The organism is Rummeliibacillus sp. JY-2-4R, from assembly GCF_053847205.1.
On record NZ_CM132623.1, the window covers coordinates 3,088,342 to 3,104,177 of the forward strand.

The following is a 15,836-nucleotide window of genomic DNA, read 5'->3' on the forward strand; positions in this document are numbered from 1 at the left end:
CTCCTAAATAAGTTCTAGTTGTTCCTCTATTATTGTAGCAAAAGTTTGCGGATTTTCCACATGTATCGCATGACCAACGTTTGGTACAACAATTTTCTTACAATATTGAAATTCTTTTTGCATTAAATCAGCCTTTTGCACAAACTTTTTGTCTAATTCTCCTGCTAGTAAAAAGACTGGATTTGTATAATTGTGCAATTCATCCCAATAAGATGGTTGTTGCCCAGTTCCCATGCCACGTAAACTATTTGCTAAGCCGATTGATCTTTGTTCTAATCGTTCTTCACGAATGGATTGCTGCACTGAATCCGGTAATTTTTTTTGAGAAGCAAATAATGGGATGTTCTCCCAATGATTTACAAAGGCTTCAAGCCCGTCCTTTTCTATTTGTTCTGCTAATGCATGGTCATTTTTTCTTCTTGTTGCTCTCTCTTCTTCTGTTTGAAGACCAGGAGATGCACTTTCTAGGATTAACTTTTCAACCATAGCTCTGTATTTCATCGCAAAGCTAAGTGCAACGCGCCCTCCCATTGAATAGCCAACTAATGTGAGTTTTGATATACGTCTTGCCTCAAAAAAATCATGCAATAACTCAACTTGTTCTTCCATTGAATATCTTTGAACACTATATGGTGCATCTGTTAATCCGTGTCCGATTAAATCGATCGTAATAATCCGATAAGTGTTATGAAATGACTCGATTACCGTATCCCATGTTTTGGTACTCCCTGTAAATCCATGCAGAAAAACAAGTGTATTTTCAGATAACGGATTGATAATTTGGTAATGGACATTGGACCCTCTTACTGTTGTCATTACGCTTGCCATTTATCATCTAACTCCTTACCGATGTAGTCCCATAATTTACGATGTGATTGCACATTATCGGGACGGTTTGTAATTACTTCAATGATTCGAAGTGGCTTTTCTTTAGGTGCAGTAAGTACTTTAATAAGTTCTTCTTTAGTGTGTATAGCAGCATATTGTGCATCATACATTTTTGCTAAATCTGCAAATTGTAAGCCTGACGGTGTACCAAATAATTCCTCATAATGTTCTTCTACTGTTGATTGGGATAGATAAGAGAAGATCCCACCACCATCGTTATTCATCACAACGATTGTTATTTCACATTCTTGATAACGGGTAGCAAGTAAACCATTTGAATCATGTAAAAAGGCTAAATCACCAATTAGCAAGTATGAATCACGGTTTGTTGCTAATTGCGTACCAATTGCTGTTGACACAACCCCATCAATTCCATTCGCACCACGATTTGCATAAATATGAATATCTTTTGCCGTTTTAGTGAAGAAAGTATCCACATCACGAATTGGCATACTACTACTTGCAAATAAGTTGCTATGGTCAGGTAAATGTTCAAAAAGGACGCAAGCAAGTGCTCCTTCATCTGTAGCTTGCTCCATGTAAGCATGCACATGTTCCGTTGCCATATGATTTGCATCAATCCAAGCTTGAACATATGCTTGATCGGTACTTTGTGATGTAATGGTTACATCATTTAACCAATTACCAATTGTTGTTTGCACATGATATGTGGCGATAGCTGAAAAGTCACGGAACATTGGATCTTCATCTACAACTAAATAGTTTTCTGGTTTTATGCCGTTCAAAAACTGCATTAACGGTTTGGAAACAGGTTGTGCACCAAAACGAATAACCGTATCTAATGTAGCTACATTTTTAAATGTTTCACTTTTCAATAAGGCATCATATTGATCGATGATGTAATCTGCACAATCGCTTGGTACATTACTGCGCAAATGAGATAGGCTTTCTACAAGAACGGGCCATTTAAGATGGCGGATGAAATTCCAAACTGCTTCTAAATCTGTATTTTGGGCCATTTCTCCGATAATCAAAATACCTTTTTTGGCATTTTCAATTGTATTTTCTAATACATTCATAGCATGCTCACTTGGTCTGATTTCTTGCATGATACTTTCTGTAAATGTAACCTCTGGAAGCTGTTCCTGAAAATTAATCAATAATGGTTCACGGATTGGTACATTGACATGAACAGGTCCAGCAGGTGTTGTTTTCGCAATTGACACGGCACGAGCTATATGGCGCTCGATAAATGATAAAGTAGTTGGAAACTCATCTGCTATTGGAAAGTCAACTGCCCATTTTACTTGGTTACCGTATAAATTAGGTTGAGCAATTGCTTGTGGTGCACCCACTTCGCGAAGCTCATGAGGCCGATCTGCCGTCAATACGATTAATGGAATGCGTGACAATTTTGCTTCCACAATAGCAGGAAAATAATTAGCTGCTGCTGTACCAGAAGTACAAACAAGTACTACCGGACGAGTGCTTGCTTTTGCTAAGCCTAATGCTAAAAACGCAGCTGATCGTTCATCTACTTGGCGATACATTTGAAATTCTTTTGTATGTGCAAAAGCGTAAGCTAAAGGGGTTGAGCGCGAACCTGGGCTCACTACAACATCCTTTATACCCGCTTTAGATAAAGACGCAACAATCTTATATATATAGCTTGTTAAAGTCTCCTTATTGGTCATGTAATTGTCCTCCTAAAGCACGAATCATCGGACGGAATTTTACAAGTGTTTCTTCATATTCACTTTGCGGATTTGAATCTGCAACAATTCCACCACCAGCATATAGATAGGCCTCATCGTCTTTTAATAATGCTGAACGAATGGCAACGGCAAATTCACCATTTCCTTGCGCATCCAACCAACCGATTGGAGCTGCATAAAATCCACGGTTCATTGGTTCATATTCACGAATTACTTCCATAGCCCTTTTACGAGGCACACCACCTAAAGCTGGAGTTGGATGTAACGTTTTAACTAATTGTAAAATCGTTGCGTCGTTTTTCAACTGGCCTTCTACTGGTGTATATAAATGTTGAATATCTCTTATTTTTAAAAGCTGTGGTTGTGATGGGATAACAGTACTTGAGCAATTTTCTTTAAATGTATGCCCTATCATTTCTACAACATATTGATGTTCAGAACGATTCTTTGCGTCGTTTAGTAGTTCTTGTCCCAATACTTCATCTTCTTCTGCTGTTTTTCCACGCTTAACTGAACCTGCAACACAAGAAGAAAAAGCATATGAATTTTCAACTTTTACTAATCGTTCAGGAGAGGCTCCAAAAAATAGTTTCCCTTGTTGTTCCAATCCAAATAAATAACTTTCCGGTTGTTCTAAAATAATTTGAGATAAAACATTTGGAGAAGAAACAGAATTCTTAAATTTCAAAGCAAGTGACCTTGCAATCACCACTTTTTCCGCTTCCTTTTGACGAATCAAAGATGTCACTTGTTTAATAGATTCCAAATATTCTTCCTTATATGGTTCGAAACTGCTGATTACTTGTGGTTTTGCATATGTTTTTAACGTTTTTACTTGAGCTGCATGCATCAACTCGTCACGTTTTTTACAAAGTTTTTCAAAGGCTAGCGGATTTTCTTTTTCCGCAATATAATTTGTACTAATATACACATGGTCGTTACGCATTACTAGCTGGTATGTAGCAACTGCGAAAAAGGCTTGTGGTATTCCTTCCCATTCACCTGACACTTCATTTTCAGGATCAAAAGTAAACCCACCAAACAGAATAGGTTGTATCGCTGTATCATTTGTAACAATATGCTGTGTTAGCTTTTTCCATTGTTTTTCTACATCATCAATGCGTTGTTCTTGTGACTGACTAGTAATCGTATATGCATGACCTAGGCCAACAAGAGTAAACGTTTTCTCACGATTTTGCCAAAAGTATCGCTTGCCGGCAAAGGATTCTTCCCCTGCTTCAAAAAATGCTAATGCTGATAATCGACTTACTTCAACTGTTTCTGAAAAAAACTGTAGTGTCGACTTTTCTCTGTCAATTTGGTCGTCGGTTGTTGTCGACAACTTTTGATTCATGAAAATTCCCTCCGTCAGTAGATTGAATATGGTTCGAATCTACTCGTACATACTTCAATACCTATACTATCATACAACTTTCTATTAAATTCGGCACTAATTTGATTCATATTGTACTGAAAAAGCATGCAGAAAAAATAATTCTACATGCCCTGTTTTTTGATATATCGAAGAAAGTTATTGCTTGCAATCTTTTCAACTTGCTCTGTCGAAAAATGTTGCTTTAACGTAGTAATCAAGTTTTGACTTTGCCCAGCATTTTGCAAATGAGTGACTGTTTTAGAAATACCATCAAAATCAGACCCTAAACCAATATTCTCGACTCCCACCAAATCAGCCAAGTATTTAATATGTTCTACAAGATCCATGATTTGCGCCTGCTCTGCCTCCTTTTTGATAAAAGGAGGATAATAGACTACATGGATAAGGCCACCATTCTTTACTAATTCAATCGCCTGCTGATCTGTTAAATTTCTTGGATGATCACATAACGCTCTAGCATTCGAATGACTGGCTATTATATGCTTTGCTCTTGGTAGCACATCCCAAAATCCCTGTTCGTTTAAATGGGACACATCTATAATGATATCTCGATCATTTAATAATTTTACTACTTCCATGCCAAATGACTTTAATCCTTTTTCTGGTGACTCTTCTGCTCCGTAGGCTACCCCATTTTCAAAATTCCATGTAAGGCCAACTAATTTAACACCTGCATCAAGAAGGGCTTGCAATTTATATACATCTTCACCAATTGCATCACAGCCCTCAAGACTAAGTATGGCACCAATTTGCCCCTTCTTTAATAATTCTAACTGCTTCCAATCTGTTATGTGAATCATATCAGTATTCGGCTGAATTACATTGGTTTGAAAAAGTTCTACCTGACGCATTGCTTCTGTGAACTTTTGTGATTGTGGTATATTTTCATCAATGAAAATAGCAAAGTTTTGTACAATGACGCCACCAGCACGTAGCTTATCTTTACTTGCATGAAGCTCTGTTGCATGAGCAAAATTAATCGGTCCCTCACTCATTGATAATTTGTATAACACATCACAATGTAAGTCAATAATGTTCAATATTCTACCTACTTTTTTATTTTCATTATACGAAAAAATAAAAGAAGTTGCCCTTAATTTGGCAACTTCTTAACAGTACATGTGAATTATTTTCATTTTAAATCCGATCAGAATTATATCCTCTATCAGAAGGGGTATCAGAAGAGCCATACTCTTCAACAACCATAAAACTATCCTCTCCATCTATTCTGTAATCCTTCAAGTTACTTGGATCAGAAGTGGTTGCATTTAGTATTCCTTCTTCAACTGGACGTTCTTGCGTACCTGCAGTTTTTTCTGAGTGCTCAACACAAGTCAATGTTGTTGGGATTGCTTCTAAACGCTCAAAAGGAATTTGTTTCCCACAAACAGAACAAACGCCATATGTTCCTTCATCTATCGCTCTTAAAGCATTTTCAATTTTCCCTATTTGGAATTCGTTAAAATTATCTACTGCAAGTTCTGTAGCCTGGTCAGCTAAATCTGTCGCTTGATCTGCTGGGTGATTGTCATAATTAGACAACTCCGTTGATTCAAATATTTCATCATTATCCGGTCTCGCTTTAATTCTTTTCAATTCATCTTGCAGTGTTTCTTTTAAAGTTTGTATTTGTTGATCCGTCAAAATTTTCAGCCTCCATTCTGTACTATTTATACCCCAATTACTTTTTTTCAAAGCAGTAATTCTAATATTTATCAAAATTAAAAAGGAACCTCAAATAAAGTTCCTTAGATACAACTATAAAATGAAACTTCAAACAGTGGGGATTTTCTTCCGACGTACAGGACGTACTAGTGCCAACGTTGTGATTGACGTGGCGTTTTTGGTTGGCCATCCTCACCCTTTGTTAGTCCCGTTCTACTGCCCGTTAATGCGGGATAAATTCGCATAAATTGCATCATGCAAAAACTGAGTCATCCCTTCTTGATATTTATCATAATAAGCAGTAAAACGTTCATCCGCTATATACATATCAGCAAGTCCTCTGTGAGCTTCTTTGGAATAAGTTGGCCAATATTGTGTTAACCATTTTCTATGACATTCTACAGCTTCCTGTGCAGTCTCACTAGTCACATCACCTTGTAACATTGCTCTTTTCAAAAGCTCAATCATTTTCTTCTCAAGAATCTGATTTTCTTTAAACTGTTCCTCACTCATTCTTCGAAATTTTTTATTTGAAGCATCTACTACATCATTGCCATACTTCTCTCGTATTTCTTCTCCATATTGCTTTTCGTTTTCTTGAATCATCTCTTCTTTCAAGCCTTCAAATCGTTCCGCATCTTTCATCTCATACTCTCCTTCTACTGATTTTATTGTTTTTTCAACATTCTGCAGCATTCTTTCAATCTTCTTTTTCTCAACAAGCAATTTTTGCTGATGATCAAGTAAAGCTCTCTTTATATCAAAATTCGAATCATTTATTATCTTTTTTATTTCTTCCAGCTTTAATCCTAATTCTCGATAAAATAAGATTTGTTGCAACAATTTGACTTGCCACTCTCCATAAATCCGATACCCTGCATCACTTAGCGTTTTAGGCTTAAGTAAGTCAATTTCATCATAATATCGTAATGTTCTAGCCGACACTCCAGAGAGTTTCGCAAGTTGCTGTATCGTATACTCCACTTCACTCACCTCCATATACAAATATAAAGTTTGACGTAACGTGAAGGTCAATCTATTTTTAAAAGTTATTTTCTGATTTTTTTATTATGACCACAACATATAAACTAAATTCATATTATATTTAAAAAATCATCTTTTTTATAGAAATCAAGGGTTTTGCTGTAAGGAGTTGAATAAATATTGTAGATAACAATTTAGAAGGGAGAGTTAAAATGCAAATAAGACATGCCACAATCCATGATGCTCAAGAAATCATTCAAGTAATGCAAGATGCCGAAAGCTCAAACTTAATGTTATTTGGACCAGGAGAACGAAAAGTAAGCAAAGAACCATTCACAAAATTCATTGAAATGATAAGTAATAAAGCAAATTCTGCATTATTTGTTGCAAGTGAACAGAATCAAATAGTTGGGTATTTGATTGTACAAGGTGATTCACCAAAGAGAATTTCACACAGAGCTTATATCGTTATTGGTGTACATAGCAATATGAGAGGAAAAGGTGTTGGGAAATCCCTTTTTGTACATGTGCACAAATGGGCAAAATCTAAAGGGTTTCATCGATTAGAGTTGACTGTCATCACCCAAAATACACCTGCAGTAAATCTTTATAAAAAAATGGGATACGCCATAGAGGGAGTAAAACATGACTCATTATTAATTGATGGGGAGTATGTAGATGAATATTACATGGCAAAGTTAATCTGATAGTAACAACTTTTTAGTTAACTTTCCAATTAACACGATACTTGCCTTATTACTTTTTGGTAATACGAGTAATTGATGGTATCGTGTTATAAACACCTTCTTCACCGAAAGATAGTGTTTATAACCTCCAATCTAATTTTAAAATTTCTTTTAGAACTGAGATATTCTCAATTCCGATTCTCTCTGCTAGCTCTTTCTCTATTGTTGTTTTTAATGCTTCGTTTTTTTCGAAACATTCTTCACCTAACTTAGTTAAATGTAAACTTTTCTCTTTCTTATTGTTTTCTACGTTACGAATCTCGATTAATCCATTCGCTTCAAGTCTTTTGACGAATTTATGAGTAGCTTGTCTGGAAAAATTAACATGTTTGGATACGTAAGCAATAGTTTGTGGTTCTTTATAGATTTTAGACATAATAAACCATTCAGAATTTGAGATATATAAGTCGCTTTGATCACTCCATAATTTCTCAGTAGCATTACGCACTTGAAATAGGCGTTCACTTAATAGATTTACTAAGTCCAAATGTTGAATTTTAGAATCTAACATACTCCTCACTCCTCTCAGTTTTTACTTTTCAAGTAGGTTTCAATTTTACTGTCTATATTTGATGAAAGGTCCATTTAGTTCTAAGTTTAATGTTGAAGTTTTTGAGTCCAATTCTTTCGAATATTACTATATAAAAGTGAGCAACCATTGTCAATTAAGTTGACAAAATTTTTATAAGGTGTATAATTAATTTTGTAAACTAGGTTGATAATTTAAAAATAGAGGAGCAAATGCGATGTTTGAAATTGGAGACGTAATTATCTATTCAGAACACGGGTTATGCCAAATTGATGATATTTGTGAAAAGACTTTTTCCGATGTGACAAAAACCTATTATGTATTGCATCCTCTTTCAGCGGCTAATTTGAAAATTAGTACCCCGGTTGATAATGATTCAGTAGTAATGCTAAAGACATTAGATAAAGAACAATCCGAAGAAGTTTTGCAGTTATTTAAAGAACCTGAGATTGATTGGAATGACGATACAAAACAACGTAATAAGGAATTCCATGGAATTATTAAAAGTGGAGATCGCAAGGAAATTGCGAAAATGCTAAATAGCTTAATGAGAAAAGAACGAGAACTTAAAAGTATCAATAAGAAAATGCATGATCAAGACTCCAAACTTTTAACCCAAGTCAAAAATATATTATTTAAAGATATTGCATTGCCTTTGAATACTTCCTTTGATGCGATCGTAAAACGAGTTGACAAGATGATTGCGGAGTCTTTATAAATCTCGCGCAGGCTACCTATATCTTAGAAACACAAAACAAAAATTAAATACTTTATAGATTATCGGCGTATTTCAAAAAAGAAGTACGTCTTTTCTTGTGTATAAAAATAAGAAATATTTTTTGAGAGGTTAGTGTATTGTTTTTTTAGTGAGGAGAATTCTATCAAAATTGATATTATCAAAATCGATAAAAAAAATCCTTCAGAAATTTAATTCTGAAGGATTTTAATATGACCCCTACGAGATTCGAACTCGTGTTACCGCCGTGAAAGGGCGGTGTCTTAACCGCTTGACCAAGGGGCCAACATGGCGGAGAAGGAGGGATTTGAACCCTCGCGCCGGTTACCCGACCTACACCCTTAGCAGGGGCGCCTCTTCAGCCACTTGAGTACTTCTCCATATGGCTCCGAAGGCAGGACTCGAACCTGCGACCCTCTGATTAACAGTCAGATGCTACTACCAACTGAGCTACTTCGGAATAATTAAATGGTGGGCCTAAATGGACTCGAACCATCGACCTCACGCTTATCAGGCGTGCGCTCTAACCAGCTGAGCTATAGGCCCATAAATGGAGCGGGTGAGGAGAATCGAACTCCCGACAACAGCTTGGAAGGCTGTGGTTTTACCACTAAACTACACCCGCATTATGGTGGGTCGGGACAGAATCGAACTGCCGACACTTAGAGCTTCAATCTAATGCTCTACCAACTGAGCTACCGACCCACAATAAATTAATAGATTATTAAAAAAATGGCGGTCCGGACGGGACTCGAACCCGCGACCTCCTGCGTGACAGGCAGGCATTCTAACCAGCTGAACTACCGGACCATTTTGGTTGCGGGGACAGGATTTGAACCTGTGACCTTCGGGTTATGAGCCCGACGAGCTACCGAACTGCTCCACCCCGCGATAATATTATAAAGTTTAAATGGAGGAGGAAGAGGGATTCGAACCCCCGCGCGGTTTGACCCGCCTGTCGGTTTTCAAGACCGATCCCTTCAGCCAGACTTGGGTATTCCTCCTAATAAATATGGTGGACCTTGCAGGACTCGAACCTGCGACCGGACGGTTATGAGCCGTCTGCTCTAACCAACTGAGCTAAAGGTCCTTAAATATGGCGGCCGAGGGGATCGAACCCCCGACCTTACGGGTATGAACCGTACGCTCTAGCCAGCTGAGCTAGGCCGCCATGATAATAATTGTTGATTTAAATATATAATTGGTGGAGCCTAGCGGGATCGAACCGCTGACCTCCTGCGTGCAAGGCAGGCGCTCTCCCAGCTGAGCTAAGGCCCCAATATAATTTTAAATGGTCGGGAAGACAGGATTCGAACCTGCGACCCCTTGGTCCCAAACCAAGTGCTCTACCAAGCTGAGCTACTTCCCGAAATGGTGCGCCCAGCAGAAGTCGAATCCACAACCTTCTGATCCGTAGTCAGACGCTCTATCCAGTTGAGCTATGGGCGCATATTATAATTATTTGTTCATTGCTTACTATAACAGATGGTGCCGAGGACCGGAATCGAACCGGTACGGTAGTCACCTACCGCAGGATTTTAAGTCCTGTGCGTCTGCCAGTTCCGCCACCCCGGCATATTTGGAGCGGAAGACGGGGTTCGAACCCGCGACCCCCACCTTGGCAAGGTGATGTTCTACCACTGAACTACTTCCGCATATGCTTTAAGTTTTTTAAATCTGGCAATTATAAAGTTTTAAAATAAATGGTGCGGGTGAAGGGAGTCGAACCCCCACGCCTTGCGGCGCTAGATCCTAAGTCTAGTGCGTCTGCCAATTCCGCCACACCCGCTAAGTTTAATTAAAATGGTGAGTCATGCAGGATTCGAACCAGCGACCCTCTGATTAAAAGTCAGATGCTCTACCAACTGAGCTAATGACTCATTAAGAAAATCCATGGTGCCGGCGAAAGGAGTCGAACCCTCGACCTACTGATTACAAGTCAGTTGCTCTACCAACTGAGCTACACCGGCAATGTTAAATGGTGGAGGATGACGGGATCGAACCGCCGACCCTCTGCTTGTAAGGCAGATGCTCTCCCAGCTGAGCTAATCCTCCATATGTACAGCCTAGCAACGTCCTACTCTCGCAGGGGGACAGCCCCCAACTACCATTGGCGCTAAAGAGCTTAACTTCTGTGTTCGGCATGGGAACAGGTGTGACCTCTTTGCCATCATTACTAGACTATTTGGTTTTCTTAAGGACAAGAATAATTTTACCATTATTATAATTAAAAGTCAAGAACCTTTTTAAAAGTTCCTTATTCTTTCAAAACTGGATAAACTTTCATTGAAGTTCTTAAAATAACGTTTGGTTAAGTCCTCGATCTATTAGTATTCGTCAGCTCCATGTGTCACCACACTTCCACCTCGAACCTATCTACCTTGTCGTCTTCAAGGGATCTTACTTACTTGCGTAATGGGAAATCTCATCTTGAGGGGGGCTTCATGCTTAGATGCTTTCAGCACTTATCCCGTCCACACATAGCTACCCAGCGATGCTCTTGGCAGAACAACTGGTACACCAGCGGTGTGTCCATCCCGGTCCTCTCGTACTAAGGACAGCTCCTCTCAAATTTCCTACGCCCACGACGGATAGGGACCGAACTGTCTCACGACGTTCTGAACCCAGCTCGCGTACCGCTTTAATGGGCGAACAGCCCAACCCTTGGGACCGACTACAGCCCCAGGATGCGATGAGCCGACATCGAGGTGCCAAACCTCCCCGTCGATGTGGACTCTTGGGGGAGATAAGCCTGTTATCCCCGGGGTAGCTTTTATCCGTTGAGCGATGGCCCTTCCATGCGGAACCACCGGATCACTAAGCCCGTCTTTCGACCCTGCTCGACTTGTAGGTCTCGCAGTCAAGCTCCCTTGTGCCTTTACACTCTGCGAATGATTTCCAACCATTCTGAGGGAACCTTTGGGCGCCTCCGTTACTCTTTAGGAGGCGACCGCCCCAGTCAAACTGTCCGCCTGACACTGTCTCCTACCCCGATATAGGGGTACGGGTTAGAATTTCAATACAGCTGGGGTAGTATCCCAAGGACGCCTCCACCGAAGCTGGCGCTCCGGTATCTCAGGCTCCTACCTATCCTGTACAAGCTGTACCAAAATTCAATATCAGGCTACAGTAAAGCTCCACGGGGTCTTTCCGTCCTGTCGCGGGTAACCTGCATCTTCACAGGTACTATAATTTCACCGAGTCTCTCGTTGAGACAGTGCCCAGATCGTTACGCCTTTCGTGCGGGTCGGAACTTACCCGACAAGGAATTTCGCTACCTTAGGACCGTTATAGTTACGGCCGCCGTTTACTGGGGCTTCGGTTCTCACCTTCGCTTACGCTAAGCAATCCCCTTAACCTTCCAGCACCGGGCAGGCGTCAGCCCCTATACGTCACCTTACGGTTTTGCAGAGACCTGTGTTTTTGCTAAACAGTCGCCTGGGCCTATTCACTGCGGCTCTCTCGGGCTTGCACCCTACTAGAGCACCCCTTCTCCCGAAGTTACGGGGTCATTTTGCCGAGTTCCTTAACGAGAGTTCTCTCGCTCACCTTAGGATTCTCTCCTCGACTACCTGTGTCGGTTTGCGGTACGGGCACCTCCTACCTCGCTAGAGGCTTTTCTTGACAGTGTGAAATCAGGAACTTCGCGGTAAACCGCTCGCCATCATAGCTCAACGTTATAGAGAGCGGATTTGCCTACTCTCACGCCTTACTATTTAGACGCACATAACCAACAGTGCGCTTACCCTATCCTACTGTGTCCCCCCATTACTCAAATGGTAGGGAGGTGGTACAGGAATATCAACCTGTTATCCATCGCCTACGCCTATCGGCCTCGGCTTAGGTCCCGACTAACCCTGAGAGGACGAGCCTTCCTCAGGAAACCTTAGTCATTCGGTGGATGGGATTCTCACCCATCTTTCGCTACTCATACCGGCATTCTCACTTCTAAGCGCTCCACCAGTCCTTCCGGTCTGACTTCACAGCACTTAGAACGCTCTCCTACCACAGACATCATAGATGTCTATCCACAGCTTCGGTGAATTGTTTAGCCCCGATACATTTTCGGCGCAGCGTCACTCGACCAGTGAGCTATTACGCACTCTTTAAATGGTGGCTGCTTCTGAGCCAACATCCTGGTTGTCTAAGCAACGTCACATCCTTTTCCACTTAACAATTACTTTGGGACCTTAGCTGGTGGTCTGGGCTGTTTCCCTTTTGACTACGGATCTTATCACTCGCAGTCTGACTCCCGTGCATAAATCATTGGCATTCGGAGTTTGTCTGAATTCGGTAATCCGGGATGGACCCCTAGTTCAAACAGTGCTCTACCTCCAAGATTCTCTATCACGAGGCTAGCCCTAAAGCTATTTCGGAGAGAACCAGCTATCTCCAAGTTCGATTGGAATTTCTCCGCTACCCACACCTCATCCCCGCACTTTTCAACGTGCGTGGGTTCGGGCCTCCAGTAAGTGTTACCTTACCTTCACCCTGGACATGGGTAGATCACCTGGTTTCGGGTCTACAACCACATACTCATTCGCCCTATTCAGACTCGCTTTCGCTACGGCTCCGTCTTTTCAACTTAACCTTGCATGTAATCGTAACTCGCCGGTTCATTCTACAAAAGGCACGCTATCACCCATTAACGGGCTCTAACTACTTGTAGGCACATGGTTTCAGGATCTCTTTCACTCCCCTCCCGGGGTGCTTTTCACCTTTCCCTCACGGTACTGGTTCACTATCGGTCACTAGAGAGTATTTAGCCTTAGGAGATGGTCCTCCCAGATTCCGACGGAATTTCACGTGTTCCGCCGTACTCAGGATCCACTCAGGAGAGAATGAACTTTTGACTACAGGACTGTTACCTTCTTCGGTAGGTCTTTCCAAACCGCTTCGTCTAATTCATTCCTTTGTAACTCCATATAGAGTGTCCTACAACCCCAAGAGGCAAGCCTCTTGGTTTGGGCTGTTCCCGTTTCGCTCGCCGCTACTAAGGGAATCGAAATTTCTTTCTCTTCCTTCAGGTACTTAGATGTTTCAGTTCCCTGAGTCTGCCATCATGACGCTATGTATTCACGTCAAGATACTATTCCATTACGAATAGTGGGTTTCCCCATTCGGAAATCTCCGGATCAAAGCTTACTTACAGCTCCCCGAAGCATATCGGTGTTAGTGCCGTCCTTCATCGGCTTCTAGTGCCAAGGCATCCGCCATGCGCCCTTAATAACTTAACCTATAAGTTATTAAGCCTAAAAATTTAAAACTTAATATAAAAAAATGTGTTACTTAAGAATTTTTCAATGTCGTTTTATCCAGTTTTCAAAGAACAATGTTTTGAAAGCGATGAGCCTTCAAAACTGAACAGCAAGCGTTAATCTTAGAGAACCACGTTCTCTATTCCGAAATATTCCTTAGAAAGGAGGTGATCCAGCCGCACCTTCCGATACGGCTACCTTGTTACGACTTCACCCCAATCATCTATCCCACCTTCGGCGGCTGGCCCCAAAAGGTTACCTCACCGACTTCGGGTGTTACAAACTCTCGTGGTGTGACGGGCGGTGTGTACAAGGCCCGGGAACGTATTCACCGCGGCATGCTGATCCGCGATTACTAGCGATTCCGGCTTCATGTAGGCGAGTTGCAGCCTACAATCCGAACTGAGAACGGTTTTATGAGATTAGCGTGCTCTCGCGAGTTAGCGACTCTTTGTACCGTCCATTGTAGCACGTGTGTAGCCCAGGTCATAAGGGGCATGATGATTTGACGTCATCCCCACCTTCCTCCGGTTTGTCACCGGCAGTCACCTTAGAGTGCCCAACTAAATGATGGCAACTAAGATTAAGGGTTGCGCTCGTTGCGGGACTTAACCCAACATCTCACGACACGAGCTGACGACAACCATGCACCACCTGTCACCAATGTCCCCGAAGGGAAAACTCTATCTCTAGAGCGGTCACTGGGATGTCAAGACCTGGTAAGGTTCTTCGCGTTGCTTCGAATTAAACCACATGCTCCACCGCTTGTGCGGGCCCCCGTCAATTCCTTTGAGTTTCAACCTTGCGGTCGTACTCCCCAGGCGGAGTGCTTAATGCGTTAGCTGCAGCACTAAGGGGCGGAAACCCCCTAACACTTAGCACTCATCGTTTACGGCATGGACTACCAGGGTATCTAATCCTGTTTGCTCCCCATGCTTTCGCGCCTCAGCGTCAGTTACAGACCAGAAAGTCGCCTTCGCCACTGGTGTTCCTCCAAATCTCTACGCATTTCACCGCTACACTTGGAATTCCACTTTCCTCTTCTGCACTCAAGTCTCCCAGTTTCCAATGACCCTCCACGGTTGAGCCGTGGGCTTTCACATCAGACTTAAGAAACCACCTGCGCGCGCTTTACGCCCAATAAATCCGGACAACGCTTGCCACCTACGTATTACCGCGGCTGCTGGCACGTAGTTAGCCGTGGCTTTCTAATAAGGTACCGTCAAGGTACGTTCATTTCCTAACGTACTTGTTCTTCCCTTACAACAGAGTTTTACGATCCGAAAACCTTCATCACTCACGCGGCGTTGCTCCATCAGACTTTCGTCCATTGTGGAAGATTCCCTACTGCTGCCTCCCGTAGGAGTTTGGGCCGTGTCTCAGTCCCAATGTGGCCGATCACCCTCTCAGGTCGGCTATGCATCGTCGCCTTGGTAGGCCGTTACCCCACCAACTAGCTAATGCACCGCGGGCCCATCCTGTAGTGACGCGAAAGCGCCTTTCAACATTTCACCATGAAGTGAAATGGATTATCCGGTATTAGCTCCGGTTTCCCGAAGTTATCCCAGTCTACAGGGCAGGTTGCCCACGTGTTATTCACCCGTCCGCCGCTAAATCAGAGGAGCAAGCTCCTCGTCATTCGCTCGACTTGCATGTATTAGGCACGCCGCCAGCGTTCGTCCTGAGCCAGGATCAAACTCTCCATAAAAGTAAAGTTTGAAAGCTCATTAGCTTTGCTAGCGCATCATCAAAGATGATGTCTATTGTTTGTCCTTGTCACTAACGAAAGTTAGTAAACAAAGTTTATTGATTAACGTCTTGCTTGTTCAGTTTTCAAGGTTCATATTGCGTCGTATTTTGACGACTTAAACATCTTATCATTTCCATTTCTCTTTGTCAATAACTTTATTAAAAAAGTTTTTTAAGAAGAAAAATAGATGAGATATAATATTTTACCA

The 15,836-nt window shown here is 41.7% G+C and carries 9 protein-coding genes, 20 tRNA genes and 3 rRNA genes; 2 read left to right on the forward strand and 30 right to left on the reverse strand.

What is annotated here, in order from left to right:
- Positions 1–3: 3 nt before the first annotated feature.
- The 6 genes from menH to ACWV26_RS15090 all read right to left on the reverse strand — a co-directional run bounded on the left by menH (position 4) and on the right by ACWV26_RS15090 (position 6,609).
- Complete coding sequence (menH, locus tag ACWV26_RS15065; RefSeq protein WP_455895547.1) at positions 4–828, reverse strand: 2-succinyl-6-hydroxy-2,4-cyclohexadiene-1-carboxylate synthase; 825 nt, start codon at positions 826–828, stop codon at positions 4–6.
- Entirely contained in the window at positions 816–2,543 is a 1,728-nt protein-coding gene (gene menD / locus ACWV26_RS15070) for a 2-succinyl-5-enolpyruvyl-6-hydroxy-3-cyclohexene-1-carboxylic-acid synthase (protein WP_455895548.1), read from the reverse strand. The genes menH and menD overlap by 13 nt, the downstream gene beginning before the upstream one ends.
- A complete protein-coding gene (locus tag ACWV26_RS15075) occupies positions 2,533–3,918 on the reverse strand; it encodes an isochorismate synthase (RefSeq protein WP_455895549.1) in 1,386 nt (461 codons plus the stop codon). The genes menD and ACWV26_RS15075 overlap by 11 nt, the downstream gene beginning before the upstream one ends.
- Positions 3,919–4,061: 143 nt before the next feature.
- Positions 4,062–5,000 (reverse strand): dipeptidase, encoded by a 939-nt coding sequence (locus tag ACWV26_RS15080; RefSeq protein ID WP_455895550.1) that lies wholly within the window; start codon positions 4,998–5,000, stop codon positions 4,062–4,064.
- A 97-nt stretch (positions 5,001–5,097) separates the two neighbouring features.
- The gene (locus ACWV26_RS15085) at positions 5,098–5,604 is read right to left on the reverse strand and encodes a TraR/DksA C4-type zinc finger protein (RefSeq protein ID WP_455895551.1); all 507 of its coding nucleotides are present in this window, start codon (positions 5,602–5,604) and stop codon (positions 5,098–5,100) included.
- A 234-nt stretch (positions 5,605–5,838) separates the two neighbouring features.
- On the reverse strand, positions 5,839–6,609 hold the full coding sequence (locus ACWV26_RS15090; RefSeq protein ID WP_455895552.1) for a MerR family transcriptional regulator: 771 nt from the start codon (positions 6,607–6,609) through the stop codon (positions 5,839–5,841).
- Positions 6,610–6,821: 212 nt separating this feature from the next.
- Between ACWV26_RS15090 and ACWV26_RS15095 the strand changes: the two genes are divergently transcribed.
- On the forward strand, positions 6,822–7,316 hold the full coding sequence (locus tag ACWV26_RS15095) for an N-acetyltransferase family protein (protein ID WP_455895553.1): 495 nt from the start codon (positions 6,822–6,824) through the stop codon (positions 7,314–7,316).
- A gap of 118 nt (positions 7,317–7,434) precedes the next feature.
- Here the strand turns inward: ACWV26_RS15095 and ACWV26_RS15100 are convergent, their stop codons facing one another.
- Positions 7,435–7,866, reverse strand: coding sequence for a MarR family winged helix-turn-helix transcriptional regulator (locus ACWV26_RS15100; protein WP_455895554.1), 432 nt, complete (start codon positions 7,864–7,866; stop codon positions 7,435–7,437).
- A 235-nt stretch (positions 7,867–8,101) separates the two neighbouring features.
- On the opposite strand from ACWV26_RS15100, the gene ACWV26_RS15105 reads away from it, so the two are divergent.
- Entirely contained in the window at positions 8,102–8,602 is a 501-nt protein-coding gene (locus tag ACWV26_RS15105) for a CarD family transcriptional regulator (RefSeq protein ID WP_455895555.1), read from the forward strand.
- A gap of 231 nt (positions 8,603–8,833) precedes the next feature.
- Here ACWV26_RS15105 and ACWV26_RS15110 read toward each other — a convergent pair.
- The 23 genes from ACWV26_RS15110 to ACWV26_RS15220 all read right to left on the reverse strand — a co-directional run bounded on the left by ACWV26_RS15110 (position 8,834) and on the right by ACWV26_RS15220 (position 15,586).
- Positions 8,834–8,905 (reverse strand) — tRNA-Glu (locus ACWV26_RS15110).
- A gap of 4 nt (positions 8,906–8,909) precedes the next feature.
- Positions 8,910–9,000 (reverse strand) — tRNA-Ser (locus ACWV26_RS15115).
- A gap of 3 nt (positions 9,001–9,003) precedes the next feature.
- Positions 9,004–9,080 (reverse strand) — tRNA-Asn (locus ACWV26_RS15120).
- Positions 9,081–9,089: 9 nt separating this feature from the next.
- Positions 9,090–9,166, reverse strand: a tRNA-Ile gene (locus tag ACWV26_RS15125).
- Between the two features lie 5 nt (positions 9,167–9,171).
- Positions 9,172–9,245, reverse strand: a tRNA-Gly gene (locus ACWV26_RS15130).
- Positions 9,246–9,249: 4 nt separating this feature from the next.
- Positions 9,250–9,325, reverse strand: a tRNA-Phe gene (locus ACWV26_RS15135).
- Between the two features lie 28 nt (positions 9,326–9,353).
- Positions 9,354–9,430 (reverse strand) — tRNA-Asp (locus ACWV26_RS15140).
- 4 nt (positions 9,431–9,434) lie between these two features.
- Positions 9,435–9,511, reverse strand: a tRNA-Met gene (locus ACWV26_RS15145).
- Between the two features lie 20 nt (positions 9,512–9,531).
- Positions 9,532–9,624 (reverse strand) — tRNA-Ser (locus tag ACWV26_RS15150).
- 9 nt (positions 9,625–9,633) lie between these two features.
- A tRNA-Ile gene (locus ACWV26_RS15155) sits at positions 9,634–9,710 on the reverse strand.
- Between the two features lie 7 nt (positions 9,711–9,717).
- Positions 9,718–9,791: transfer RNA gene (locus ACWV26_RS15160), tRNA-Met, on the reverse strand.
- 31 nt (positions 9,792–9,822) lie between these two features.
- Positions 9,823–9,898: transfer RNA gene (locus tag ACWV26_RS15165), tRNA-Ala, on the reverse strand.
- A 14-nt stretch (positions 9,899–9,912) separates the two neighbouring features.
- Positions 9,913–9,989: transfer RNA gene (locus ACWV26_RS15170), tRNA-Pro, on the reverse strand.
- A 3-nt stretch (positions 9,990–9,992) separates the two neighbouring features.
- Positions 9,993–10,069: transfer RNA gene (locus ACWV26_RS15175), tRNA-Arg, on the reverse strand.
- A gap of 37 nt (positions 10,070–10,106) precedes the next feature.
- Positions 10,107–10,195, reverse strand: a tRNA-Leu gene (locus tag ACWV26_RS15180).
- A 5-nt stretch (positions 10,196–10,200) separates the two neighbouring features.
- Positions 10,201–10,275, reverse strand: a tRNA-Gly gene (locus tag ACWV26_RS15185).
- A 49-nt stretch (positions 10,276–10,324) separates the two neighbouring features.
- Positions 10,325–10,409, reverse strand: a tRNA-Leu gene (locus ACWV26_RS15190).
- 15 nt (positions 10,410–10,424) lie between these two features.
- Positions 10,425–10,500, reverse strand: a tRNA-Lys gene (locus ACWV26_RS15195).
- Positions 10,501–10,514: 14 nt separating this feature from the next.
- A tRNA-Thr gene (locus ACWV26_RS15200) sits at positions 10,515–10,590 on the reverse strand.
- Positions 10,591–10,599: 9 nt separating this feature from the next.
- Positions 10,600–10,675 (reverse strand) — tRNA-Val (locus ACWV26_RS15205).
- A gap of 9 nt (positions 10,676–10,684) precedes the next feature.
- A 5S ribosomal RNA gene (gene rrf, locus ACWV26_RS15210) occupies positions 10,685–10,801 on the reverse strand.
- A 126-nt stretch (positions 10,802–10,927) separates the two neighbouring features.
- A 23S ribosomal RNA gene (locus ACWV26_RS15215) occupies positions 10,928–13,857 on the reverse strand.
- 181 nt (positions 13,858–14,038) lie between these two features.
- Positions 14,039–15,586: ribosomal RNA gene (locus tag ACWV26_RS15220) — 16S ribosomal RNA — on the reverse strand.
- The 16S, 23S and 5S rRNA genes sit together here with 20 tRNA genes alongside, the layout of an rRNA operon.
- Positions 15,587–15,836 lie beyond the last annotated feature (250 nt).